Source organism: uncultured Methylibium sp. (assembly GCF_902826655.1).
Classification (GTDB): Bacteria; Pseudomonadota; Gammaproteobacteria; order Burkholderiales; family Burkholderiaceae_C; genus Methylibium.
On sequence record NZ_CADEFR010000022.1, the window covers coordinates 25,934 to 48,981 of the forward strand.

Annotated in this window: 20 protein-coding genes, 1 tRNA gene and 1 pseudogene; 8 read left to right on the forward strand and 14 right to left on the reverse strand. The window is 71.8% G+C overall.

The genetic code is table 11. The features are described 5' to 3' along the window. Positions 1 to 83 precede the first annotated feature (83 nt). Positions 84 to 1,727: a class I SAM-dependent DNA methyltransferase gene (locus QZV97_RS11085; protein WP_295641866.1), complete on the reverse strand. Its 1,644-nt coding sequence runs from the start codon at positions 1,725 to 1,727 to the stop codon at positions 84 to 86. A 430-nt stretch (positions 1,728 to 2,157) separates the two neighbouring features. On the opposite strand from QZV97_RS11085, the gene QZV97_RS11090 reads away from it, so the two are divergent. Together QZV97_RS11090 and QZV97_RS11095 are read left to right on the forward strand one after the other, a co-directional pair. Next, complete coding sequence (locus QZV97_RS11090; protein ID WP_295641868.1) at positions 2,158 to 2,859, forward strand: hypothetical protein; 702 nt, start codon at positions 2,158 to 2,160, stop codon at positions 2,857 to 2,859. Between the two features lie 88 nt (positions 2,860 to 2,947). After that, entirely contained in the window at positions 2,948 to 3,823 is an 876-nt protein-coding gene (locus tag QZV97_RS11095; protein WP_295641870.1) for an alpha/beta hydrolase, read from the forward strand. Positions 3,824 to 3,848: 25 nt separating this feature from the next. Here the strand turns inward: QZV97_RS11095 and QZV97_RS11100 are convergent, their stop codons facing one another. Continuing rightward, on the reverse strand, positions 3,849 to 4,811 hold the full coding sequence (locus QZV97_RS11100; protein WP_295641872.1) for a LysR family transcriptional regulator: 963 nt from the start codon (positions 4,809 to 4,811) through the stop codon (positions 3,849 to 3,851). A 131-nt stretch (positions 4,812 to 4,942) separates the two neighbouring features. On the opposite strand from QZV97_RS11100, the gene QZV97_RS11105 reads away from it, so the two are divergent. After that, positions 4,943 to 5,833, forward strand: a complete 891-nt coding sequence (locus tag QZV97_RS11105; RefSeq protein WP_295641874.1) for an MBL fold metallo-hydrolase — start codon at positions 4,943 to 4,945, stop codon at positions 5,831 to 5,833. 23 nt (positions 5,834 to 5,856) lie between these two features. Here QZV97_RS11105 and ampC read toward each other — a convergent pair whose 3' ends face one another. The 7 genes from ampC to QZV97_RS11140 are packed head-to-tail and all read right to left on the reverse strand — an operon-like array spanning position 5,857 to position 13,160. Beyond that, positions 5,857 to 7,035: a class C beta-lactamase gene (gene ampC, locus QZV97_RS11110; RefSeq protein ID WP_295641876.1), complete on the reverse strand. Its 1,179-nt coding sequence runs from the start codon at positions 7,033 to 7,035 to the stop codon at positions 5,857 to 5,859. Positions 7,036 to 7,040: 5 nt separating this feature from the next. Then, complete coding sequence (locus QZV97_RS11115) at positions 7,041 to 8,561, reverse strand: pyridoxal-dependent decarboxylase (protein WP_295641879.1); 1,521 nt, start codon at positions 8,559 to 8,561, stop codon at positions 7,041 to 7,043. Beyond that, positions 8,554 to 9,021, reverse strand: a complete 468-nt coding sequence (locus QZV97_RS11120; protein ID WP_295641881.1) for a GNAT family N-acetyltransferase — start codon at positions 9,019 to 9,021, stop codon at positions 8,554 to 8,556. Before QZV97_RS11120 ends, QZV97_RS11115 begins: the two co-directional genes overlap by 8 nt. After that, positions 9,021 to 9,644, reverse strand: coding sequence for an LON peptidase substrate-binding domain-containing protein (locus QZV97_RS11125; RefSeq protein WP_295641883.1), 624 nt, complete (start codon positions 9,642 to 9,644; stop codon positions 9,021 to 9,023). Before QZV97_RS11125 ends, QZV97_RS11120 begins: the two co-directional genes overlap by 1 nt. 33 nt (positions 9,645 to 9,677) lie before the next feature. Continuing rightward, positions 9,678 to 10,574 carry an RNase adapter RapZ gene (gene rapZ / locus QZV97_RS11130; protein WP_295641885.1) on the reverse strand — a complete coding sequence of 299 codons (897 nt, stop codon included), beginning with the start codon at positions 10,572 to 10,574 and terminating at the stop codon, positions 9,678 to 9,680. Then, positions 10,571 to 12,253, reverse strand: a complete 1,683-nt coding sequence (recN, locus tag QZV97_RS11135; protein WP_295641887.1) for a DNA repair protein RecN — start codon at positions 12,251 to 12,253, stop codon at positions 10,571 to 10,573. Before recN ends, rapZ begins: the two co-directional genes overlap by 4 nt. A 1-nt stretch (position 12,254) precedes the next feature. After that, the gene (locus QZV97_RS11140; protein ID WP_295641889.1) at positions 12,255 to 13,160 is read right to left on the reverse strand and encodes an NAD kinase; all 906 of its coding nucleotides are present in this window, start codon (positions 13,158 to 13,160) and stop codon (positions 12,255 to 12,257) included. A gap of 82 nt (positions 13,161 to 13,242) precedes the next feature. Between QZV97_RS11140 and hrcA the strand changes: the two genes are divergently transcribed. Next, positions 13,243 to 14,271 (forward strand): heat-inducible transcriptional repressor HrcA, encoded by a 1,029-nt coding sequence (gene hrcA / locus QZV97_RS11145; RefSeq protein WP_295641891.1) that lies wholly within the window; start codon positions 13,243 to 13,245, stop codon positions 14,269 to 14,271. A gap of 35 nt (positions 14,272 to 14,306) precedes the next feature. Next, positions 14,307 to 14,383: transfer RNA gene (locus QZV97_RS11150), tRNA-Ile, on the forward strand. Between the two features lie 34 nt (positions 14,384 to 14,417). Here QZV97_RS11150 and QZV97_RS11155 read toward each other — a convergent pair. Beyond that, the gene (locus QZV97_RS11155; RefSeq protein ID WP_295641894.1) at positions 14,418 to 15,938 is read right to left on the reverse strand and encodes a winged helix-turn-helix domain-containing protein; all 1,521 of its coding nucleotides are present in this window, start codon (positions 15,936 to 15,938) and stop codon (positions 14,418 to 14,420) included. Positions 15,939 to 16,335: 397 nt separating this feature from the next. Here QZV97_RS11155 and QZV97_RS11160 point away from each other — a divergent pair. Then, positions 16,336 to 16,872: pseudogene (locus QZV97_RS11160) on the forward strand (helix-turn-helix transcriptional regulator); the annotation flags it as partial. Positions 16,873 to 16,931: 59 nt separating this feature from the next. Here QZV97_RS11160 and QZV97_RS11165 read toward each other — a convergent pair. Further along, the gene (locus QZV97_RS11165) at positions 16,932 to 18,101 is read right to left on the reverse strand and encodes a multifunctional CCA addition/repair protein (protein ID WP_295641919.1); all 1,170 of its coding nucleotides are present in this window, start codon (positions 18,099 to 18,101) and stop codon (positions 16,932 to 16,934) included. Between the two features lie 134 nt (positions 18,102 to 18,235). Between QZV97_RS11165 and QZV97_RS11170 the strand changes: the two genes are divergently transcribed. Further along, positions 18,236 to 18,682 (forward strand): FxDxF family PEP-CTERM protein, encoded by a 447-nt coding sequence (locus QZV97_RS11170; protein ID WP_295641896.1) that lies wholly within the window; start codon positions 18,236 to 18,238, stop codon positions 18,680 to 18,682. Positions 18,683 to 18,743: 61 nt separating this feature from the next. On the opposite strand, the gene QZV97_RS11175 is transcribed toward QZV97_RS11170, so the two are convergent. The 3 genes from QZV97_RS11175 to QZV97_RS11185 form a co-directional block, all read right to left on the reverse strand. Continuing rightward, positions 18,744 to 19,448: a glutathione S-transferase family protein gene (locus QZV97_RS11175; protein WP_295641897.1), complete on the reverse strand. Its 705-nt coding sequence runs from the start codon at positions 19,446 to 19,448 to the stop codon at positions 18,744 to 18,746. An 88-nt stretch (positions 19,449 to 19,536) separates the two neighbouring features. Beyond that, positions 19,537 to 20,490 (reverse strand): complex I NDUFA9 subunit family protein, encoded by a 954-nt coding sequence (locus QZV97_RS11180; protein ID WP_295641899.1) that lies wholly within the window; start codon positions 20,488 to 20,490, stop codon positions 19,537 to 19,539. A 10-nt stretch (positions 20,491 to 20,500) separates the two neighbouring features. Beyond that, entirely contained in the window at positions 20,501 to 22,540 is a 2,040-nt protein-coding gene (locus QZV97_RS11185) for a lytic transglycosylase domain-containing protein (RefSeq protein WP_295641901.1), read from the reverse strand. Between the two features lie 217 nt (positions 22,541 to 22,757). Between QZV97_RS11185 and QZV97_RS11190 the strand changes: the two genes are divergently transcribed. After that, complete coding sequence (locus QZV97_RS11190) at positions 22,758 to 23,039, forward strand: hypothetical protein (RefSeq protein WP_295641903.1); 282 nt, start codon at positions 22,758 to 22,760, stop codon at positions 23,037 to 23,039. Positions 23,040 to 23,048 lie beyond the last annotated feature (9 nt).

The following is a 23,048-nucleotide window of genomic DNA, read 5'->3' on the forward strand; positions in this document are numbered from 1 at the left end:
AGGCCTAGCGATTTGCTATGCATGTTCGCATAACATGTATAGAAAAACCAGATTCTCTATACACGTTCGCCGCCCTTCCGGACTCACCCGGGTTCTTTGAGCGGGTAGCCCAGGCCGGCCAGGTTCTTTCGAATGGCCGCTTCGAGCCTCGCGCTCTCGGCGAGCTGGTTGCTCAAGGTGGCGGTCAGGCGGGCCATCTTCTGCTCGAAGGGCTCGCCGTCGTCCTCCTGTACGGCGGCGCCCACGTAGCGGCCGGGGGTGAGCACATGGTCGTGCTTGCGGATGTCTTCCAGCGTGGCGGCCTTGGCGAAGCCGGGTTCGTCCACCGCCTCCCCGCGCTTCCAGCGGTGGAAGGTGTCGGCCACCTTGGCGACGTCTTCGGGCTTGAAGTCGCGCAGGACCCGGTCCCTCATGTAGCCGAGGTTGCGCGCGTCGATGAATAGCGTTTGGCCCTTGCGCTCTTGCCAGCCGTTGCGTGCGGCTTTGCTGCGCGTGAGGAACCAGATGCACGCCGGGATCTGCGTGTTGGTGAACAGCTGGCCGGGCAGCGCCACCATGCACTCGACAAGGTCGGCCTCGACGATGGCCTTGCGGATCTCGCCCTCGTTGTTGGTGTTGCTGCTCATCGAACCGTTGGCCAGCAGCAGGGCCATGCTGCCGTGCGGTGCCAGGTGGTGGATCATGTGCTGCATCCACGCGAAGTTGGCGTTGCCCTCGGGGGGCACGCCGTACTTCCAGCGCACGTCGTCGTCCTTCACGCCGTCCTTCCACGCCTTCATGTTGAAGGGCGGGTTGGCCATGATGAAGTCGGCGCGCAGGTCGGGGTGCTGCGGCCGCGTGTAGGTACTGGCGGGCTCCTTGCCGAAGTCGAAGTCCATGCCGCGGATGGCCATGTTCATGCTGGCCAGGCGCCACGTGGTGGGGTTCGCTTCCTGCCCATAGACGCTGAGCTGGCCCACCTTGCCGCCATGCTCTTCGACGAAACGCTCGCTCTGCACGAAGAAGCCGCCCGAGCCGCAGCAGGGGTCGTATACGCGGCCCTGGAAGGGCTCGAGCATCTGCACGATCAGCGTGACGATGCTCTTGGGCGTGTAGAACTCGCCGCCGCGCTTGCCGGCCGCGATGGAGAACTCGCCGAGGAAGTATTCGTAGATGTGGCCGAGGATGTCCTTGGCTCTGAGCGAGCCGTGGTGGAACGGCACCTTCGAGAACTCGTCGATCAGGCCGGGCAGTGCATCGTCCACGCGCCAGCGCGCGTAGCTCTTGTCGAGCACGTTCTTCAGCTTGGGGTTGTCCTTCTCGACCGCTTCTAGCGCGTCGTCGAGCAGGCGGCCGATGCCCTTGAAGTCGTACTCGAAAGTCTTGCCGTTCTTGACCAGCAGCTTGGTGCCGTTGGCCACCTTGGCGTTCACTCGAAGAAAGTCCCAACGTGCCAGCGCGGGCACCCAGAAGATGTTCTTCTCGAGGTAGTAGTCGCGGGCCTCGAGCTCCTGCTCGACCATCTCGCCGGCGTCCGGGCCAAGGTAGTAGTCGTGAGCGGGGTCCGCGAAGGCGGCTTGAAGTTCGGTGCGCCGCTCCTTGAAGGCGTCGGACACGTACTTGAGGAACACGAGCCCCAGCACGACGTGCATGTAGTCGCTGGGGTTGACGTTGGAGCGCAGGCGGTCGGCCGCATTCCACAGGCGCTTGTCGAGGTCGTTGAGGAACTGTTGCTCTTCGGGTTTCAAGGCTTCACCGCGACTTCATGCACTTACGACAATGATGCCAGCGTTGTCGGCTACCGATAGCGGTGCATCGATGGTGCGTCATGCACGCGCTCTCCGAACCAGCCGTCGGTCGCCGAGGCCAAAGCCCGCATGGCTTGGGCCAGGCAGCCTAGGCCAACCCGCTGCGATCACCGTCGGCAAGCGCCGAGTAGCCATCAATGATCTATCGGCCCGATCACTGGCCTTGCTGCAGTAGGAGGGCGCCAAGTGAACGCTGCGTCGCCATCGTGTTGAGAGTGCCATCAGTGAAGCGGCAGAACGCCCTCGTCGACACGATGCAACTTGGGAACAGAGACCTCGTAGGCGTAGGCGCGCGTGGGATTGACTCCCCTGCCCCCACCCCCTACGTTCCCTGAACCCGTGGCCGCATCGCCACCCATCAGGAGCTCCCATGCGCCACCCCGGCTCCCTGGTTCTGGTCACCCTTGCCCTGGCTCTCACCCTGGCCGCCTGCGGCCGCAAGGAAGAGAAGCCGCCGCCGCCCGGCTTCACCGACGAAGGTGCCGCCGCGCAAAAGCGCATCGGGCAGTACTTGCAGGACTCCGTTTTCGCCGGCGGCAAGCTGCACGGCTGCTGGGCCGGCATCAAGCCGGAAGGGGCGGCCACCGGCGCCATCGCGCTGGACCTGGCGTTCCGCAAGGCCGGGGAGCAGTGGACTTTCGACAGCGCCAAGCTGCAGAAGTCCGCCGCCGCGCTGCCGGCCGACCAGGCCGCAGCGGCGCAGCGTTGCCTGGAGTCGGCGGCGCGCGGCACGGCCTTCGCGGTGGATGCCAAGCAGCCGCTGGAGCAGCTGGCGCCCGACTTCGTGGTGCGCCTGGCCTGGCCGGTGCCCCTGCCGGCCGACGGCACGCCGCTGCCCGACGACGACGTGGCCCGCCTCATCGGCAGCGGCGGCAGCGGCGGCGTCATCACGGTGGCCGGCTGCTCCGACTGCCAGCTGCGTGGCGAGCCGCCCTATGGCTACAAGTGCGTCGCCAAGAAGAGCGGCAGCCAGACCGACTGCGAGGAGGTCGCCACCAACGTCTGCGCCACCACGCCCAAGGCCTGCGTGCGCGGGCTGTTCGGCGGCTCCAGCGGCGTGATCATGTATTGACGCGGCTGCTGCTGCTGCCGCCGGCCAGGGGCGGGTCGCGCGGCCTGCAAGAATCGACGCGCGCGCCTCACTCCCCGCCTCGACCCGCATGCAGCACGTTCACGCCAACGGCCTGGCCTTCGCCTACCTGGAACAAGGCACCGGCCCGCTGGTGCTGCTGCTGCACGGCTTTCCGGACACCGCGCACACCTGGAGCCACCAGATGCCGGCGCTGGCCGCGGCCGGCTATCGCGTGGTGGCGCCCTTCATGCGCGGCTACCACCCCACCGCCATCCCGGCCGACGGCTACTACGACAAGGCCACGCTGGCCGCCGACGTGGCCGCGCTGATCCGCGCCCTGGGCGGCGGCCAGCCGGTCCATCTGGTCGGCCAGGACTGGGGCGCCATCGTGTCGTACGCGGTGCTGGCGGCGTTTCCGCAGCTGGTGAAGCGCGCGGTGGTGATGGCGGTGCCGCACCCCGCCGTGGTGGCCGCCAGCATGCTGGACCCCAGGCATGTGCACCGCTCCTTCCACTGGTGGTTCTTCCAGCTGGCCGACCTGCCGGAGCGCGCGCTGCTGGACAAGGACGCCGCCTTCATCGACTACCTGTGGACCTACTGGACCAGCCCCGGCCATGAAGACGCGGCCCACATCGCCAGCATCAAGGCCATGCTCCGGCGCCCAGGCGTGCTGACCGCCACGCTGGGCTACTACCGCGCCATGCTCGACGCCGGCAAGGGCGACCCGGCGCTCGAAGATCTGCGCCGGCGCATGCAGGGCCCGATCACCGTGCCGACGCTCGCCCTGTGCGGCGCCGACGACCTGCGCGCCGAACTGATGCGCGACCAGGGCCGGCACTTCGCCGGCGAGTACCGCTACGAAGAGGTCGCCAACGCCGGGCACTTTCTGCAGCGCGAGCAGCCGGCCGAGGTGACGCGGTGGGTGCTGGAGTGGCTGGACGGCGGCCCTCGCGTGCATCGGTAGTTCCTGGCCACCGACGATCGGGCGATCAACGCTCGCCGCCCGACGCCGTCGGCAACGCCGATCCGGCCTCGCCGCCGATGCCCAGCGCCGCGTCCCACGGCGGCGTCGGGCCGCCGAACCGGGCCGCCAGAAAGTCCACCAGCAGCCGCAGCGCCAGCGGCTGGTGAAGGCGCGACAGGAACACGGCGTGGACGCCCATCGTGTCGGGTTCGTGCGTGGGCAGCAGCCGCTCGAGGCGGCCCTCGCGCAGGTCGTCGCCGACAAAGTAGGTGGGCAGGATGCTGATGCCGCCGCCTGCCAGCACGGCGCGCCGCAGCACGGCGGTCTCGTTGGTCGAGAAGCGCTCGACCACGGGCACCTCGATCGTCCGGCCGGCCTGCGTGAACCGGTAGTGCGTCGCGCTGACGAGCGCGTGCGACAGGCAGCGGTGCGACAGCAAGTCGTCGGGCGTCTGCGGCCGACCGTGGCGGTCCAGGTAGCGCGGCGCCCCGCACAGCACCGAGCGGCACACCGCCAGCTGCCGCGCGATCAGTCCGGGCTCGAGCTTGTTGGTGATGCGCACCGCCAGGTCGATGCGCTCGGCCGTGAGGTCCACGCTGCGATCGGCCGCCAGCACCGACAGGTCGACCAGCGGGTGGGCGTCCTGGAACTCCATCAGCGCAGCGGTCAGCTGGGCTTCGGCGAAGGACGGCGCGCACGCCACCCTCAGCCGGCCGGCCGGCTGGCGACGGGCCGACCCGGCCGACTGCTCCAGGTCCTCGGCCGTCTCCAGCAGCTGGCGGCCCGAGACCAGCGCGGACTGGCCGGCTTCGGTCAGGCCGATGCGGCGCGTGGTCCGGTGCAGCAGGCGGGCGCCGAGCCAGTCTTCCAGAGCCGCCAGATAGCGGCTGACCATCGCGGTCGACATCTCCAGATGCTCTGCGGCGCGGGTCAGGCTGCCGTGGTCGACCACGGTGAGGAAGACGCGGGTGGCGGTCAGTCGGTCCATGGCGGGTGGTGGCGCTGAGGCCCCAGTTCATCGATGTACGCAACAGTACATCAATCGACATGCCGTTTATCAACCGAGCTGGGCTGAATAGAGTGTCGGTGTCCCGATCACCACCACTTCAGGAGCTCAGCATGATGTTTCCCCTCCAGTTCGTCCGCCGTGTCCTGCCCTTGCTGGCGCTGGGCGTGGTCGCCGCCGACGGCGCGTCGGCGCAGGTCGCCGCGCCGCTGTCGGTGAAGGTCTACAACGCCGACGCCAACAGCTTTCATGTCAACGCCGTGGTGGTCAGCGGCAAGTCGGAGGCGATGGTGATCGACTCCGGCTTCACGCGCGCCGACGCGCTGCGCGTGGCAGCCCATGTGCTGGACAGCGGCAAGACGCTGAAGACCATCTTCATCAGCAATGCCGACCCCGACTTCTACTTCGGCGCCGAGACGCTGAAGGAGCTGTTCCCGCAGGCGCGCGTGCTCACCACGCCGGCCGTGCGCGAGAAGATCCAGGCCAAGCTGGCCGGCAAGCTGGCCTTCTGGGGCCCGAAGATGGGCGCCAACGCGCCCAAGGTGCCGATCGTTCCCGAGGCCCTCGACGGCCGCACGCTCAGCATCGACGGCGAGACCGTCGAGGTCCGCGGCACGACCGGCGAGCTGGCGCACCGGCCCTATGTGTGGATCCCGTCGATCCAGGCCATCGTCGGCAACATCGCCGTGTTCGGCAACCTGCACGTCTGGACCGCCGACACGCAGAAGCCCGGCGAGCGCCAGGCCTGGCTGGCCCAGCTCGACGAGATGCAGGCGCTGCGCCCGGCCCTGGTGGTGCCGGGCCACATGGCGGCCGGCACGGCACTGGACGACAGCGCCATTCGCTACACGCGCGGCTACCTGCAGCGCTTCGAGGCCGAGCTGCCGAAGGCCGGCAACGCGGCCGAGCTGATCGGCGTGCTGCAGAAGGCGTATCCGCAGGCCGGCCTGGGCATCGCGCTGGACATCGGCGCCAAGGTCAACAAGGGCGAGATGAAGTGGTAGCTCGCGGGCGCCGGGTCGCGCGGTCAGCGCGTGCCCGGCGCCAGCCGATCCAGGATCGCGTGCGCCGCCTCGACGCGCGCCGGAATCGGATAGCTGCGGTTGGCGAGGATCACGATGCCGATGCGCTGCGTCGGCACGAAGGCGACGTAGGCGCCGAAGCCGCCGGTCGAACCGGTCTTGTCGAAGAGGCGCGGTGCATCGGCCGGCTGCGGAGCCACGCGCTGCACGGGGTTGGGCTCGAAGATGACCTCCTCCGCATTGCCTCCCAGCAGCGCCTCGCGCGACACCGGGTAGGCGAACTGCTCCCAGCCGAAGCCCTGCACCATGCTGCCGACCCGGTAGCGGCCGACCTGCGTGACCGCGATCGCGCGGCGCAGCGGCGGCTCGAGCCCGCGCGGGTCGATGTGGGCCTGCACGAAGCGCAGCAGGTCGGCGGCCGTCGACTTGATGCCGTAGGTCTCGTCGTCCAGCGGGCCGGGATTGACGCGCACCGGCTGGCCGTCGCGGTCGCCCCAGGCGTAGTCGGCCATCGCCTGCGGCGGCACGTGGATGTAGGTGTGGCGCATGCCGAACTGCGGCAGCAGCCGCGTCTTGATCAGCGTCGCGTAGCCATCCCCCAGCGCCTTCGCGGTGACCGCGCCCAGCAGGCCGATGCTGGGGTTGGAGTACTGGCGCAGCGTGCCCGGCGGGGCATCGGCCTTCCAGGCGCGAAAGTAGGCGAGCGCGGCCTCGTCGCTGGCGACAGCGTCGGGAAACTGCAGCGGCAGGCCGCCGGCCGTGTAGCTGCCCAGGTGCAGCAGCGTGGCCCGGTCGATCGGCCGGCCCTTCAGATGCGGCAAGTGGCGACCGGGATGGTCGTCCAGCGAGAGCTTGCCGTTGGCCTGCGCCCAGGCCGCGAGCGTCGTGGTGAACATCTTGCTGATCGAGCCGATCTCGAAGAGCGTCGTGTCGGTGACCGGTGCACGGCTCTGTCTCGACGACACGCCGTAGTTGAAGACTCGGGCCCGCCCATCGACGACGAGCCCCACCGCCATGCCGGGGATGTCGTGGCGGGCCATCAGCGGGCGAATCGCCTCGTCGACGATGGCCCGCAGCGTCTCGGCGTCGTCGCCGGCGCCGGACGGCAGAGGGGCCAGGAGCGCGAGCAGTACCGCCAGCGCGCGGCGCCGCGGGTGCCCGGGCGAAGGATGCAAGGGGAGCATGCCTGTCACCGGGCTCGTGCCGTCGCTTGGGTGCAGTCGCGGGCGGCGTCGAGCACCAGGCCGGGCAGGGCGTCGATGTCGGCGGCGCCGGTGTGGAAGTTGACGATGCAGGCGCGCAGCAGGAAGCGGCCGTTCACGACGGCCGGGCTGAGGTAGCTGCGTCCGCCGCGCTGCACGCGCGCGAGGATGTCGCGGTTCAGCGCGTCGAGCGCGGTCGCATCGTCGATGCCGGCCGGCCGGCAGCGCCAGGTCGTGACGCTGAGGCCGTGCGTCGCGGCCTCGAGGCCCGGCGTCGCCTGCACGCGCTGGAACAGCCGCCGGGCCAGCGCGATGTCGTCGGCGATCATCTGCCGGTAGCCGTCGCGTCCGGCCATGCGCAGCGCCAGCCAGACCTTCAGCGCACGGAAGCCGCGGGTGTTCTGCGGGCCGAGCTCGTGGAAGTCGACGAGGTCGGGCTCGCCGTGCGAAGGCGCGGCGTAGTAGCTGGGCCGCTGGCCGTAGCTGTCCTGCAGGCGCTGCGGTTCGCGCACCAGCAGGCAGCCGGCCTCGATGGGCGCGTACAGCCACTTGTGCGGGTCCAGCGCCAGCGAGTCGGCCTCGCGCAGGCCCGGCAGGTCGGCGGCGGCCTGCGCGCCCAGCAGCGTGGCATCGGGCGTGCCCAGCAGGCAGGCGGCGGGCGCGCCGTAGGCACCGTCGACGTGGAACCACAGGCCTTCGCGGCGCGCCAGCGCGGCCAGCGCCGGCAGCGGGTCGACGGCGCCGGTGGCGATGCTGCCGGCGTTGCCGACCAGCATCAGCGGCTGCACGCCGGCGGCGCGGTCGGCGGCGATGGCGCGCGACAGCGCATCGAGGTCGATGCGCTGCTGCGCATCGCTCGCGACGGTGCGCAGCGCGCGCCGGCCCAGGCCGGCCTGTTCCAGCGCCTTGGGCAGCCAGCCGTGCGTCTGGTCGGAGGCGTAGACCGCGAAGCGCGCCGCACCCAGGCCCTGCTCGCGCAGGTCGGGCAGCCGCGCGCGCAGCGCGAGCTGCAGCGCCATGCCGTTGGCCGCGTTGCCGCCGCTGGTGAGCAGGCCGCCGCTGCCCGCCGGGCAGCCGACCAGGTCGGCCAGCCAGCGCACGGTCTGGAGTTCGATCTCGCTGGCCATCGGCGCGGCCTGCCAGAGCGCGACGTTGGCATTGAGCGCCGCGGCCAGCAGCTCGGCCAGCATGCCGATCGGCGCCGGCGCCGCGGCGATGTAGCCGTGAAAGCGCGGATGGCTGCTCAGCGTCGAGTGCTCGAAGAGCAGCGAGGCGGCCTGGTCCAGCAGCGCGGCGGCGTCCTCGCCCTGCGCCGGCAGGCCGCGCGCCGCGTCGAGGGCGTGGCGCACCTCCGCGACGGTCTCGCCGGGCGTGATCGGCCGTGCGGCCAGTCGTGCGAGCTCGGCCGTCAGGCGGTCGACCAGCGCATGGCCCAGCGCGCGAAAGCGCTCCGGCTCCATCGCCAGCGCCGCGATGCGGCGGCCGGCGTCGGGCGGCGACTCAGCCATCCAGGGACTTGGCCATGAAGACGCTGAGCGGGTCCTCGGCGTAGCCACCGAAAGGGCCGCGGCGCCGGTAGCCGTCGCGCTGGTACAGCGCCAGTGCCTCGTGCTGGTGGATGCCGGTCTCGAGCATCAGCGCGCGGCAGCCGCGCGACCGCGCCTCGGCTTCGAGGCGGTGCAGCAGGGCCTTCGCGAGGCCCTGGCCGCGCGCGAGCGGGCTGACGAACATGCGCTTGAGCTCGCCGTGGTCGGGCCGCAGCACGACGGCGCCGCAGCCGACGACCGCGCCGGCGTCGTCGCGCGCGACCGCGAACAGCACCTCGGGCCGGCACAGCGACGCGAGGTCGAGCAGGTGGTTGCTCTCGGGCGGGTAGAGCGAGCGCTGGTAGGCGTCGAGCGCGTCGATCAGTGCGATGACGTCGGGCTGGTCCGGCGATTCCAGGCCGATGCGCGCCGCGGCGCGCATCAGGCCACCACGCCCTTGCTGCGCAGGAAGTCGTCGACCAGCTTCAGGCGCACCAGCGGGTCGGGCAGCTCCATGAGCTTCTGCTTGGCGGCCAGCGGGATCGGCAGGATCTCGCACCAGCGGTTGGCCAGCCAGCCGGCGCTGTCGAACTGGTAGGGCTCGAGGAAGGGCTCGTTGCCCTGCTGCTTGAGCGTCGCGATCGCGTTGGCCAGGCCCTTGGCCGAGCCGAGCAGGTCGCCGGTGGGCAGGGTGGGCTCGTCCTGCGGCAGGTGACGGGCGTGCGCCACCCACAGGTGGTTGGCTTCCTGCGCGACCTGGTCGGTCCGGAAGCGTTGCACGCCGCGGCAGCGCACGTGCAGGATGCCGGGACGCTCGCTGTCGACGTCGATCAGTTCGGCCTCGCAGCCGACGGATTCGAAGGCGACGTCGCGATCGCCCTTGTTGACCTCGCTGCCCTTGCGCAGCGCGACGACACCGAAGCGCCGACCTTCACGCAGGCAGTCGCCGATCAGGTCCAGGTAGCGGGCCTCGAACACCCGCAGGCTCAGCAGGCCGCCGGGGAACAGCACCGACTGCAGCGGAAACAACGGGACCCGGAAAGAGGCGGTGGGATCGACGGTCATGGCGGGGGCGGCGGGCGCCGCGGCGGCAGCGTACTACGAGCGCGCGTCGAGTTCGCGATGCCGCAACAAGGTGATACCACGGGAGGCGAAGCGCCGCGCCAACTGCTCCACGAAATACACCGAGCGGTGCTGTCCGCCGGTGCAGCCGATGGCGACGGTGAGGTAGGCGCGCTGGTCCTGCTCGAAGGCGGGCAGCCAGCGCGCGAGGAAGGCTTCGACCTGGCCGAGCATCTCGATCACCTCGGGCTGCTGCTCCAGGTACTCGGCGACCGGCGCGTCGCGGCCCGTCAGCGGTCGCAGCTCGCGCACATAGTGCGGGTTGGGCAGCACGCGCACGTCGTAGACCATGTCGGCGTCCAGCGGCACGCCGTTCTTGAAGGCGAAGGACTCGAACACCAGCGTCAGCGCGCCCGACGGCGCCTTGACGAGGTCGCGCACCCAGCTGCGCAGCTGCGCGGGGCGCAGCTGGCTGGTGTCGATCAGGGCCGAGACGTCGCGCAGCTCGGCCAGCAGCTCGCGCTCGAGGCCGATGGCGTCGACCAGCGCGCGGTGCTGGTCGACCGAGCCGTCGGCGGCCTCGGCGCTGAGCGGGTGGCGGCGGCGCGTCTCGGAGTAGCGGCGCACCAGCGCGTCGGTGCTGGCGTCGAGGAAGATCGGCCGCACCGTGACGCCTTCGCTGCCCAGCTGCGAGATCAGCGGCAGCAGGTGCGGCAGCGACGCCGCGCTGCGCACGTCGACCGCGATCGCGACGCGCCGCGGCATGGCGCGGGTCTGCTCCAGGCGCAGGAACTCGGTCAGCAGCTCGGGCGGCAGGTTGTCGACGCAGTAGAAGCCGGCGTCCTCGAGGGCGTGCAGCGCGATGGTCTTGCCGGAGCCGGAGATGCCGGTCACCAGCACGACCTCACGCGGCGCCGACCCGCCGGCACTCATGCTCGCTGCTTCCGTGTCTTGGTGTCGGGCACCGCGGCCCCGCTCAGCAGCGCCTGCGCGTGCGCGAGGCTGGTGCTGGCGGCGCTGCCGCCCAGCATCCGCGCGATCTCCTGGACGCGGGCCTCGCCCTGCACCGGCTGCACGTCGCTGGTCGTGCGGCCGTCGCGCGCCGACTTGCTGACGACGCAATGCCGGTCGGCGCAGGCCGCGACCTGCGGCAGGTGGGTGACGCACAGCACCTGGCGGTCGCGGCCCAGGCGCTTCATCAGCTGGCCCACGGCGTCGGCCACGGTGCCGCCGACGCCGGCGTCGATCTCGTCGAAGATCAGCGTGCCGGTTTCACCGAGCTCGCTCGTGGTGACCGCGATCGCCAGCGCGATGCGCGACAGCTCGCCGCCCGACGCGACCTTGGCCAGCGCGCGCGGCGTGCTGCCCGGATGCGCGGCGACGCGGAACTCGGCCGACTCGCGGCCGTGGCGCTGCGGCTCGGCCAGCGGCTCCAGCGCCACGTCGAAGCGCCCGCCGGCCATGCCCAGCTGCTGCATCGCGGCGGTGATGGCGGCGGCGAGTCTGGGCGCGGCCGTGGCGCGCTGGGCGGACACGGCCTTGGCCGCCGCGTCGTAGCTCCTGCGCGCCGCGGCGAGCGTGCGCTCCAGCGCGTCGAGGTCGGTGGCGGCGTCGAGTTGCGCCAGCTCGGCCTTCCACTCGGCGCGCAGCACGGGCAGCTCCTCGGCCGGGCGGCGGAAGCGGCGTGCCAGGCCCATCCACGCGCCCAGCCGGTCATCGAGCTGCTGCAGGCGGTCGGGGTCCAGGTCGGCGTGGCGCAGCGCGGCGTTGAGGGTGTGCGCGGCGTCCTGCAACTGGGCCTGCGCGCTGCGGATCACGTCCAGCGGCTCGCGCAGCGACGCGTCGTGGTCCAGCACCGACTCGATGGCATCGATCGCCTGTGCGCTGCGCGCATCGGCCGAGGCCTCGTCGTCGCTGATCGCGGCCAGCGCGGCCTGCAGCGCGTCGAGGATGGCCTGGGCGTGGCTGAGGCGGCGGTGCTCGGCCTCGAGCTCGGGCCATTCGCCGTCGGCAGGCGCGAGCTTGTCGAGCTCGTTCAGCTGCCACTGCAGGCGCTCGCGCTCGCGGTCCAGGTCGCCCTGGCGCGCGCGGGCGTCGGCGAGTCGCTCGCTGGCGCCGCGCCACGCGGCCCAGGCCGCAGCGAGCGGCGCGCTGTCGACGCCGGCGTAGCCATCGAGCAGCGCGCGCACCGCGTCGGGCCGGGTCAGGCTCTGCCAGGCGTGCTGGCCGTGGATGTCGACCAGCTTCTCGCCCAGCTCGCGCAGCTGCGTGGCGGTGGCGGCGCTGCCGTTGACCCAGGCGCGGCTCTTGCCCTGCGCGTCGAGGCTGCGGCGCAGCAGCAGGGTGTCGTCGTCGTCCGCATTGAAACCGGCTTCGGCGAGCCACGGCCGCAGCGCCGGCGGCGTGTCGAACTCGGCCGTGATCTCGGCGCGCGCGGCGCCCTCGCGCACCACGCCCGCGTCGCCGCGCTGGCCGAGTGCCAGCTGCAGCGCGTCGATCAGGATGGACTTGCCGGCGCCGGTCTCGCCGGTCAGCGCGGTGAAGCCGGCCTGCAGCTCCAGCTCGAGCGCCGGCACGATGACGAAGTCGCGCAGGGCGATGCGGCGCAGCATCTCAGTGACCGCCAGCCTCGGGCAGGACGCCTTCGTTCCAGTGGAGCTTGCGGCGGAGGGTCGCGTAGTAGCTCCAGCCGCGCGGATGCAGCACGCGCACGCGGTGCTCGCTGCGGCGCACACAGATGCAGTCGCCGGGCAGCAGGCTGGCGAGGCTCTGGTGATCGAAGTTCACGCTGGCGTCGCGGCCGGTGACGATCTCGATCGAGACCTCGCCGGTGTCGGGCAGCACGATGGGGCGGTTGGACAGCGAGTGCGGCGCGATCGGCACCATCACCCAGCCGGCGATGCCCGGGTGCAGGATGGGCCCGCCGGCCGACAGCGCATAGGCGGTCGACCCGGTCGGCGACGCGAGGATCAGCCCGTCGGCGCGGAAGTTGGCGACGAACTGGTCCTGCACCGTGACGCGCAGCTCGACCATGCCGGCGCCCGCGCCGCGGCTCACGACCACGTCGTTGATCGCGAAGGTCTCGTACAGCGTCTCGATCTCGTGGCCGGCCTGGCGCTTGACGCGGGCCTCGAGCATCGTGCGGTGCTCTTCCTCGTAGTCGCCGGCGATCATCGGGGCGAGGGTTTCGCGCATCTCGGTGACCGGGATGTCGGTCATGAAGCCGAGCCGCCCCTGGTTGATGCCGATCAGCGGCGTGCCGTGGCGCGCCAGCTGGCGCGCGGTGCCGAGCATCGTGCCGTCGCCGCCGACGACCACGGCCAGGTCGCAGTGCCGCCCGATCGCGGCGGCGTCGAGCGCGGCGTAGTCGGGCAGGCCGACCGCGAGGGCCGTGTCGGCGTCGAGCGAGACCTCCAGGCCCTGGCTGGCCAGGAAGTCGGCCACGCTGGCGAGCACCGCGCGGCTGCCCGGCGCCTGGTACTTGCCCACGAGGGCAGCGTGACGGAAGCGGCTCGCCATGTTGAAGAAATTACACCACAGCCCTTTGCGTCGCCGCGAGGGCGAAACCTCGCGATCGACCCCCGCCCTACAATGATTTTCCATGCTGGACGACCGTGCCAAGACGTTGTTGAAGACGCTCGTCGAGCGCTACATCGCCGATGGGCAGCCCGTCGGCTCGCGCACGCTGTCGCGGGCCTCGGGCCTGGAGCTGAGTCCGGCGACCATCCGCAACGTGATGGCCGACCTGGAGGAGCTGGGGCTGATCGCCAGCCCGCACACCAGCGCCGGGCGCATCCCGACGGCACGCGGCTACCGCCTGTTCGTGGACACGATGCTCACCGCGCGACCGATCGACCTGAGCGCCCGGGCGCCGGGGCTCGAGGCGGCGCACGAGCAGCTGCAACCCGACCAGCCGCAGCGCGTGATCGCGCACGCGGCGCAGGTGCTGAGCAACCTGTCGCAGTTCGTCGGCGTCGTGACGGCGCCGCGCAAGGCCAGCGTCTTCCACCACATCGAATTCCTGCGCCTGGGCGAGCGGCGGGTCCTCGTGATCCTGGTGGCGCCCGACGGCGACGTGCAGAACCGCGTCGTCATCACGGCACGCGACCACAGCCCGTCCGAGCTGATCGAGGCCAGCAACTTCCTCAATGCGCACTACGCGGGACTGACGATCGACGAGGTGCGCGAGCGCCTCAAGACCGAGATCGACGCCCTGCGCGGCGAGATCGCGCTGCTGATGCAGGCCGCGGTGCAGTTCGGCAGCGAGGCGGTGGCCGACGGCGGCGAGCAGGTCATCGTCTCGGGCGAGCGCAACCTGCTGGCGGTGCAGGACTTCTCCAGCGACATGGGCAGCCTGCGCAAGCTCTTCGACCTGTTCGAGCAGAAGACCCAGCTGATGCGCCTGCTCGACGTCAGCAGCCGCGCCGAGGGCGTACGCATCTACATCGGCGGCGAGAGCCAGATCGTCCCGTACGAGGAGCTGTCGATCGTGTCGGCGCCCTACGAGGTCGACGGCAAGGTGGTGGGCACGCTCGGCGTCATCGGCCCGACGCGCATGGCCTACGACCGCATGATCCAGATCGTCGACATCACCTCGCGGCTGGTGACGCAGGCGCTGAGCCAGAAGTGAGTCCCGCGAGGGGCGCCACCTAGAATCGGCTGCGCGGGCCGTTAGCTCAGTCGGTTAGAGCAGAGGACTCATAATCCTTTGGTCGCTGGTTCGATCCCAGCACGGCCTACCAGCACACCGACGCCACGGCCCGGCGCCTCGACGCCCTAGCCCTTCCAGCCGACCTGCCGCAAGGCGGCCACGTAGCGGTCGCGGTGCGCGGGGTTCTTGAACGGATGCCCGATCGCCAGCGTGGCGACCGAGAAGCGCGGCATCTGGCGGCTGCCCTCGGCCAGCGCATCGCGCGCCGCGTCGAGTTCGCCGCAGCTCGACAGGCAGGCGGCCAGCAGGTAATGGTTGAAGTACCAGTCGGGCCGGTGGGCCACGGCGGTCGCGGCATGCCGGGCCGCGGCCTCGTGGTCCTCGTCGACGAAGCTCGCGATCGCCAGGCCGAAGTACCACAGGCTCAGGCGCGGATCGGTGGGGCTCGCGGCCATCGCGCGGCGGATCATCGCCGCACCCTCGACGGTGCGGCCGGAGTAGGCGAGCAGCCGCCCCAGTTCGCCCGAGGCGGCCGCGAACTGCGGATAGAGCTCCAGCGCGCGCCGCTGCTCGTCGATCGCGCGGTCGATCTGCCCGAAGCCCACCTGCGTGAGCCCGAGCGCGAAGTGCGCGAAGCTGTCGCGATCGTCCTGCGCCACGGCGCGCAGGGCGACGCGCCGGGCCTCCGTCGCGGCGATCTTGGCGTTGGGAGCCCAGCCGAACCAGGCATCGGTCGCCAGGCTCAGGGCCAGCAGCGACAGGGCCGTCACGTCGTTCGGTCGCAGCCCGAGTGCACGCTGCAGCAGGAGCTTGGACTCCGCGTTGTGCAGGCATGTGGAGCGCCAGTAGTGCCAGCGAGCCCGCATCAGCAGGTCCCAGTGCTGCACGTCGCGCGCGTTGCGTCGCGAGGCCAGCAGCTCCTCCCGCTTCAGGTACATCGGCTCGATGCACCCGACGATGTTGGTGGCGATCTCGTCCTGGACCGCGAACGGGTCGTCGACCGGGCGGTCATAGCGCTCGCCCCACAGCGTTTCGCCGCTGGCGCCGTGGACCAGCTCGGCGCTGACCCGCAAGGTGGCGCCGGCGCGTCGCACGCTGCCCTTGATGAGGTAGCTGACGCCCAGTGCGGTGCAAAGGTCGACCGCGCCGAGCCCGGAGTCACCACGGCCTCGCGCGGCCCGATGGGCGATGACGTGCAGCCAGGGGGACCGGGCCAGGTTGGCGACGATGTCGTCGGCCAGGCCGTCGGCGAAGTCGGCCTGGTCGGAACTGCCGCCGAGGTTCGCGAACGGCAGCACGGCCAGCGAAGGCCGCACGGACGCCGAGCCCGACGGCCCGGCCGCCGAGGCGTCGTGGACCGGCACGGTCCAGCGGTAGCCGCGCCCATGCACCGTGACGATGGCCGACTCGCCCAGCAGCTTGCGCAACGAGGACACCTGGACCGACAGGTTGTTCTCCTCGACCACGACACCGCTCCAGGCGCGCTCGAGCAGCTCGGTCTTGGAGACGATGCGGTCGCGGTTCTCCAGCAGCACGGCGAGCAGGTCGAAGGCCCGGGTGCCGAGTGCCAGCGGCACCCGGTCGGCGAGCAGCTGGCGCTGCTCGGGCCGCATCTCGAAATGGCCGAAGCGCAGGATTGCGGCCATGACTACCCCTCCCTGGTTGCCTTGCTCTTCGCGGTTCTGGCCGCGTTCGTCGCCGGATCCGGCACGGCGCGCGACGACCGCTGCTGTCACCAGCGCTCGTGGTGACATGAGACAGAGCGTAGGGGGCGAAGGACTCGCGATTCCATCCCTCTTCCGCGTGCCTGTCAGGTCTTACAGGTTCGGTCGCGCGACGACAACCTGCACGGAGGTTTCGTGATAGCCGCGCGGGCCTTCTCGTTTAGGAAGGTTTAGCAAAGCTTGGGGCCGGCAAAGGACCTCCATGGCTCCGACGGAGACAGTGTCGATGCGGCCCGTGGGGTCGAGGGAGTTCGATGTGCTCGATCCGTGGGATCCCGTCTCGCGAGACGGCGAGGAGGTCGGCGCCTGGCCGGGTTCGATGGGCTTCGCCGAGCCGCTGATCCGCGGCCTGCTCGACGAACTGGACGAGGGCATCGTCGTCTGCGACGCCGCGCGCCGGCCGGTGCTGGTCAACCGGGCAGCGCAGGCGGAACTGGCCGGCGCGGGCTCCTTGCGGCTCGAGGGCGGGCGTCTTTCGGCGGCCGATCGGCATCATGCGGCCTTGCTGGACTCGGACCTTCGCGAGGCGGCACGGGGCGGCGGCCGGCGCCTGCGGGTTCTGCCCGGCAGGAGAGGTCGACTGTTCGTCGCCGTGCTGCCGGCGCTGCGCGACGGCTTGCCGACCGGCCTGGCCTTCGTGCTGATCGGGCGGCGAGCGCTGTGCCAGGACCTGGCGATCGACCTGCTGGCCGAGACGCACGGCCTCACGCCGTCCGAGCGGCGCGTGCTGCGTGACCTGGTGATCGGCCTCGAGCCCGCCTGCATCGCGGCGGCCAAGGGCGTCGAGCTGTCGACCGTGCGCACGCAGATCGCTTCCATCCGCGGCAAGCTGGGCGCCGGCAGCATCGACGACCTGATTCGCCTGGCGGCCAGGCTGCCTTCGGCGGCGGCGCAGGGCGCGCGGCCGGGGCAGGGTCACCGCGGCAGCCGCGCCGCCCCGATGGCAGCGACCCTGGCCGCGTGGATGGCGTCGCCGATCGCGGGTCCGGTGGCGCCGCGGGCCGCCGCCTGCGCGGCGACCTGGGCCGTGTCGACCTCCTGCGCCACGCCGAGCGCCGCGAGCAGGCGCGCCGCCGGCGCATAGGGGCGGTCGCTCGTCGCCGGCCCGGCGCGAGCCGCGCACTCGCAGGCCTGCAGCAGCTCGGCAAAGCGCTGCGGCTTGCGCAGCGCGTCGCAGCGCTCGAGCAAGCGCAGAAGGCCGGAGGCGTCGAGCTCGCCGCAACGATCGACGGCGTCGTGCTCGCGAGCGACGACCTGGGCCAGCTCGCGGCAGTCGTTCGGCACGCGCAGGCGCTCGCCGATCTCGTGCAGGGCCGACACGCCGAGCGCGTGCCCGAGGCAGGCGTAACGCACGGTGATCGGCGCACCCAGCCCGGCGGCGGCATCGAGCACCGCCATCAGCCCGGCCCAGGCATCGCGGGCGGTCCCCGGCCCGGCCCGCAGCACGGCGAGCTCGGGCAGCAGCCGCTGCAGTGCGCCACTGCCCTGCAGCACCTCGAACATGCGCGACGGCCGGGCCTCGAGCAGCCCGCGCGCCAGCTCCTGCCAGACCCGCTCGGGCACCAGCGCGTCGACCTCGCCCGCTTCGACCATCGCGCGCATCAGCGACAGGGTCTCGGGAGCGATCGCGAAGTCGCTGAAGCGCGCGGCGAAGCGGGCCAGTCGCAGGATCCGCACGGGGTCCTCGGCGAAGGCCGGCGACACGTGCCGCAGCACGCGTGCCGCGAGGTCTCGGCGTCCGCCATGCGGGTCCACCAGCGTACCGTCGTCGCGGCGGGCGATGGCGTTGATCGTCAGGTCGCGGCGCGCCAGGTCCTGCTCCAGCGTGACGTCGGGCGCCGCGTGGAAGGCGAAGCCGTGGTAGCCCGGCCCGGTCTTGCGCTCGGAGCGCGCGAGCGCGTATTCCTCGTGCGTGGCCGGATGCAGGAAGACCGGGAAGTCGCGCCCGACCGGCAGGAAGCCGGCAGCCCGCATCGCGTCCGGTGTGCTGCCGACGACCACCCAGTCGCGATCGCGCACGGCCAGACCGAGCAGCGCGTCGCGCACCGCACCGCCGACCTCGTAGACGGCGGCACCGGCGGGGATCGACGGGTCGTGCTGAGCCCCAGGTTCGGGGGGTGGGCCTTGAGTCACGGGGTGGGCGGCTGGAGGGGTGGCAGTTACAACCCCTCGCGCCGACGGGTGCTGGTGCTCGGCGGCATCTTACAAAGAGGTTCTCGATGCGCCTGCGGTCGCTGCTTCGCACGCTTGCTGTCGTGGTCGGCCTCGCCGGCGCATCGGTCCAGGCGCAGACCCAGGATGTCGCGCTGCAGAACGTGCCGGCCGGCGCCTTCAGCGACACCTACAGCTTCCTGCTCGGCGGTGATGCCATCGTCAGCGGCGCCCTGTTCACGACCGGCTCCGGTCGCGCGAGCGAACTGCGCTCCACCTCGGCGTCGCTGAACGGCGTGGCCGACTCCTTCGCCGGCCTCGGCGCGATCGAGATCGGTGGCCGGGGATCGACCCGCTTGTCCGGCCCGCAGCTCGGCGACGGCCAGCGCGCGTCGGCCGGCTACCCGGGCGCGCTGAGCGTGAGCCCGGTTCCCGAGCCTGGCGCCTACGCGATGATGCTGGCCGGGCTGGGCGCGCTGGCCTTCATGCTGCGGCGCCGCGCGCCGTCGGCCTGATCGCTGGATCTGCCGGACCGGAAACGGGCCTGCGGGCCTGTTGTCGTTTCGGCGCCGAGCTTCAGCGAGAGCTGCGGTAGGGCTCCTCGAAGTCGAGGAACTCGCGCTCCTCGAGCGCGTCCTTCACCCAGGCCTGCACGCCGGGCAGGGCATGCACCGCCTCGACATAGGCCGCGATCCGTGGCGGCACCGGCAGCGCGTAGGTGCGCAGCCGGCTGCAGACCGGCGCGAAGTAGGCGTCGGCGATCGTGAAGCGGCCGAACAGCAAGGGCCCGCCGTGCTGCTGCAGCAACTCGCTCCACAAGGCGACGATGCGTTCGAGGTCCGTGCCCACGGCCGGCTGCTCGCGCATCAGGCGTGCACCGACCTCCGGCAGCGAGGCCTCGACATTCATCGGGCAGTGGCTGCGCAGCGCCGGGAAACCGGCGTGCATCTCGGCGCAGACGCTGCGGGCGCGGGCTCGCGCTCGCACGTCGTCCGGCCACAGCCGCGCCTGCGGAAACTTCTCGGCCAGGTACTCGGCGATCGCCAGCGTGTCCCAGACGGAGAAGGCGCCATCGCCGTCGCCATCGCCGTCGCCATCGATCAGCACCGGCACGCGCCGGGCCGGCGTGTAGGCGGCGAGCTCGCGCTGGAAGCGGCTGTCCGGCGCGAAGCCGTCGAAGCGCAGCAGCACCTCCTCGAAGGCGATGCCGGCCTGGCGCATCAGCACCCAGGGCCGCATCGACCACGACGAGTAGTTCTTGTTCCCGATCACGAGTTGCATGCTCATCTCCACAAGGACGACGATGCTAGCCCGCGTGCGCAGGTGCCGGCTTGAGTTCGGCGCATCGGATTGATGCGCGGGCGGCCGATCAGCCGCGGCGTGCCAGGGCGCGCCAGCTGCCCAGCCGGGCCGGGCCGGCCTGCGGGCCGAGATAGGCCGGGGCGACGGCCTCGAGCGCCGCCGGTGCGATGCCCAGCGCGTCGAGCCCGGGCAGCCAGCCGGTCGCGACGTTGGGCACGCGCATCGAGTCGAGGTTGTCGCCCGACATCAGCGGCTCACCGGGCATCAGGCTCATCAGCGCGGCCTGCACCCGGCCCAGCGCGTCGGGCAGCGGCAGCACCGGGCGTTCGTTGCCGGCCCAGCGGCCGGCGAGCCGGACGATCTCGGCCAGCGTGTAGGTCGACGGGCCGGCGCACTCGTAGGTCTGTCCGATGCTCTGCGGCCGCGCCAGGCCGGCCACCAGCGCCGCGGCGACGTCACCGACCCACACCGGCTGGAAACGCGCACCGGATCCGGCCAGCGGCATGAGCGGAAAGACCCGCTGCAGCTGCGCGAAGAGATTCAGGAAGCGGTCGCCGGCCCCGAAGATCACCGACGGGCGCAGCACCGTCACGTCGAGCCCCTGCCCGCGCAGTGCCGCCTCGCCGGCGGCCTTGGAGCGCAGGTAGTTCGACGGCGCATCGGCGGCCACGCCGAGCGCGCTGACGTGCAGCAGCCGGCGCACGCCGACGGCGCGGCAGGCTTCGGCGAGGCGCCGCGGCAGGGCCACGTGCACGCGCTCGAAGTCGGACGCGCTGCCGTGCAGGATCGCCACGAGGTTGATCACCGCATCGTGGCCCGCCACCAGCGAAGCGAGCTGTGCGTCGTCGTGCAGGTCGGCCTCGATCAGCCGGATCGTCGGCAGCGTCAGCAGCGCCTTGCCGTGCTGCAGGCGGCGCGTCGGCACCGTGAGCCGGGCCTGGCCGGCGAAGTGCTCGATCAGGCGCTCGCACAGCACCCGGCCGACGAAGCCGGTCCCGCCGAGGATCAGCAGGTCGCGCATCGGCGGCCCGTCATGGAAGCTCGCGCTCGGTCGGGCTCAGCGCCGCGCCGCGCGGGCCGATCAGCGCACCGAGCCGCGCCCGCAAGGACTGCGGTTCGCCGGTCAGCAGCGCAGCGTAGTCGGTCGCGTTGGACAGCACCTTCTTCACGTAGTCGCGCGTCTCGGTGAAGGGGATGTTCTCGGCCCAGGCGGCCGCGTCGACCTGCGGGCCCTCGCGCCACTTGCGCGGCCGCGACGGGCCGGCGTTGTAGGCGGCCGAGGCCAGCGGCATCGACCCCTCGAAGCTGTCGAGCACCATCTTCAGGTAGCCGGTGCCCAGCTGCAGGTTGATGCCCTGGTCGGTGATGCGGTCGTGGCTGTAGTCGATGCCCAGCTTGCGCGCGGTCCACTTCGCGGTCGCCGGCATCAGTTGCATCAGGCCCGAGGCGCCGACCGACGAGCGTGCCGATCCGACGAAGCGCGACTCCTGGCGGATCAGCCCGTAGACGTAGGCCGGATCGAGTCCGGCGTCCTTCGCGCGGGCCACCACGTCGTCGCGGTAGGGCGTCGGGAAGCGCTGGGCCATGTCGACCTGCTCGCGCGTGCGCTCGCTGGTGTTGATGCAGCGGTCCCAGACCTCGCGCTCGCAGGCCAGCTGCGCCGCGGCGAGCAGTTCGCGCTCCTTCATGCCGAACAGCGAGAAGTTCCACTCGCGCACGCCTTCGCTGCGCAGGCCGCCGTCGATCAGCATCAGGGCGCGCTGCAGCCCGGGGTGGCCCGCGGCGGCGGCGCGCTCCTCGGCCGTCGGCGGCGCCGGCGGCGCCGGCAGCAGCAGCGGCTGCCCGAGCTCCTCGGTCGCCAGCTTGCCGTAGAAGTGCAGCGGGTTGGCGATGGACGCCATCAGCTCGCGCGACTCGGTGCGCAGCGCATCGCCGTCCTGGCTGCTCGCGGCCAGCGCGGTCAGCGCGCGGGCCTTCCAGTAGACCCAGGCCGGCTCGCGCTGTTCGGTCGGGCTCATCGCGTTGACCGCCTGCATCACCTGCTGCCAGCGGCCGGCGCCGTTGTTGGCGCGCAGCGCGGCGCGCAGCTTCCAGGCGAGCGTGTCGTCGGGCAGCACGACGTCGACGCTGGACCGGCGCGGCAGCGCCGCGCGCTGGAAGTGATCGGGCGCGCTGTCCAGCAGCTTCTGCGCCGACTGCTTGCCGATGCTGGCCCAGACCCAGGCCGCCACGTCGGCGGGCAGGGCGCCGTCCCACTTCTCGCGCATCGCCAGCGCGGTGGCGTCGGGGTCGTTGGCGGCGCTGCGGATCAATGCCAGCGCCGTCAGTTCGGCGGCCTGGCGGCTGCCGCTGCCGGCCTTGCGCGTGAGGTAGCGCTGCGGCTGTTCGCTCAGGTCTGCGACCTGCGCGGCGACATCCTCGCCCAGCAGCCCGGCGGCCTGGCGCGCCATGCGCGGGCGGTTGGCCTCGACGGCCAGGCGCAGCTTGCGCCAGACGTCGTCGCTGCTCAGGCGTCTGGCCTCGAACAGCGTGGTCGCCAGCAGCGCGCAGCCCTCGTCGGCGTCGCGCTGCGCGAGCCAGGCCTTGCGGGCGTCCGGGCGCACGTCCTCGCCGTCGAGGTGGCGCGTCAGCAGGGCGTAGCAGCTGACCTCGCGGTCGTCGTTGAGCTTGAAGCGCGGGTACTCGACGCGGAAGTTGGCCCAGTCGCGGCGACGGCCCAGCTCGAGCAGCCAGTCGTTGCGCAGGCGGTCCTCGACGTAGCTGCCGGGCCAGCGCGCGTAGAAGGCGTTCAGGTCGTCCTGCTGGACCTCGAGGATGCGGTTGCCGATCTCCCAGTAGTCGACCCACAGCGCCAGCGGGTGATTGCCCGCGATCGCCGCGGCGCGCGCCGCGGCGAGGCGGCTGCGGTCCTTCTTGCGCAGCGCGTCCTGCGCGTCGAGCAGCAGGTCGCCGGTGGCCGACGCGCGCGGCGGGGCCGCGGGCGCGGCGGCGGCGTTCGCCGCCAGGGTCAGCAGGATCGTCGCGCAGGCCAGCGCGGGCAGGAGGACAGGTCGAGACAGCAGGCGAATCATGCCGACAGGCGGGCCGCTGGGGCCGTGGCGGTGGCTCTGAATTTAACGCAGTTGGCATGACGAGCGGCCAGGTGCGGCATCGGCGGGGCAGGCTCGTCGCGCCCGCCTGCAGTTCACGACGCCTCCGCTGCAGTTCGTCGCACGCCGCTCGCGGCGCGGCGAGGCACTGCCTAGAGTTCGCTCCATCGACAACGAAGACCGCCCCAAGGAGCCCACCATGCAACAACGTCCGACCCTGACCGTGATTGCCGCCGCGATCGCCGCCTCGGCCGCCACGCTGATGCTGGCCCTGGCTCCGGCCTTTGCGCCGAGCAACAGCCAGGAGAGCCTGCGCGTCGTCGAGCTGCCGCGCGTGACGGTGACCGCGACCCGCCAGCCGCGGGCCGTCGAGCTGCCGCGCGTCGTGATCCACGCCAAGCGCGACGCTGCGGCCGACGCGCAGCAACTCGCCGGCGCCCGCGTCGGCCCGCAGCCGCTGATGTCGCGCCAGCCGCGCTGACCCGGCGGC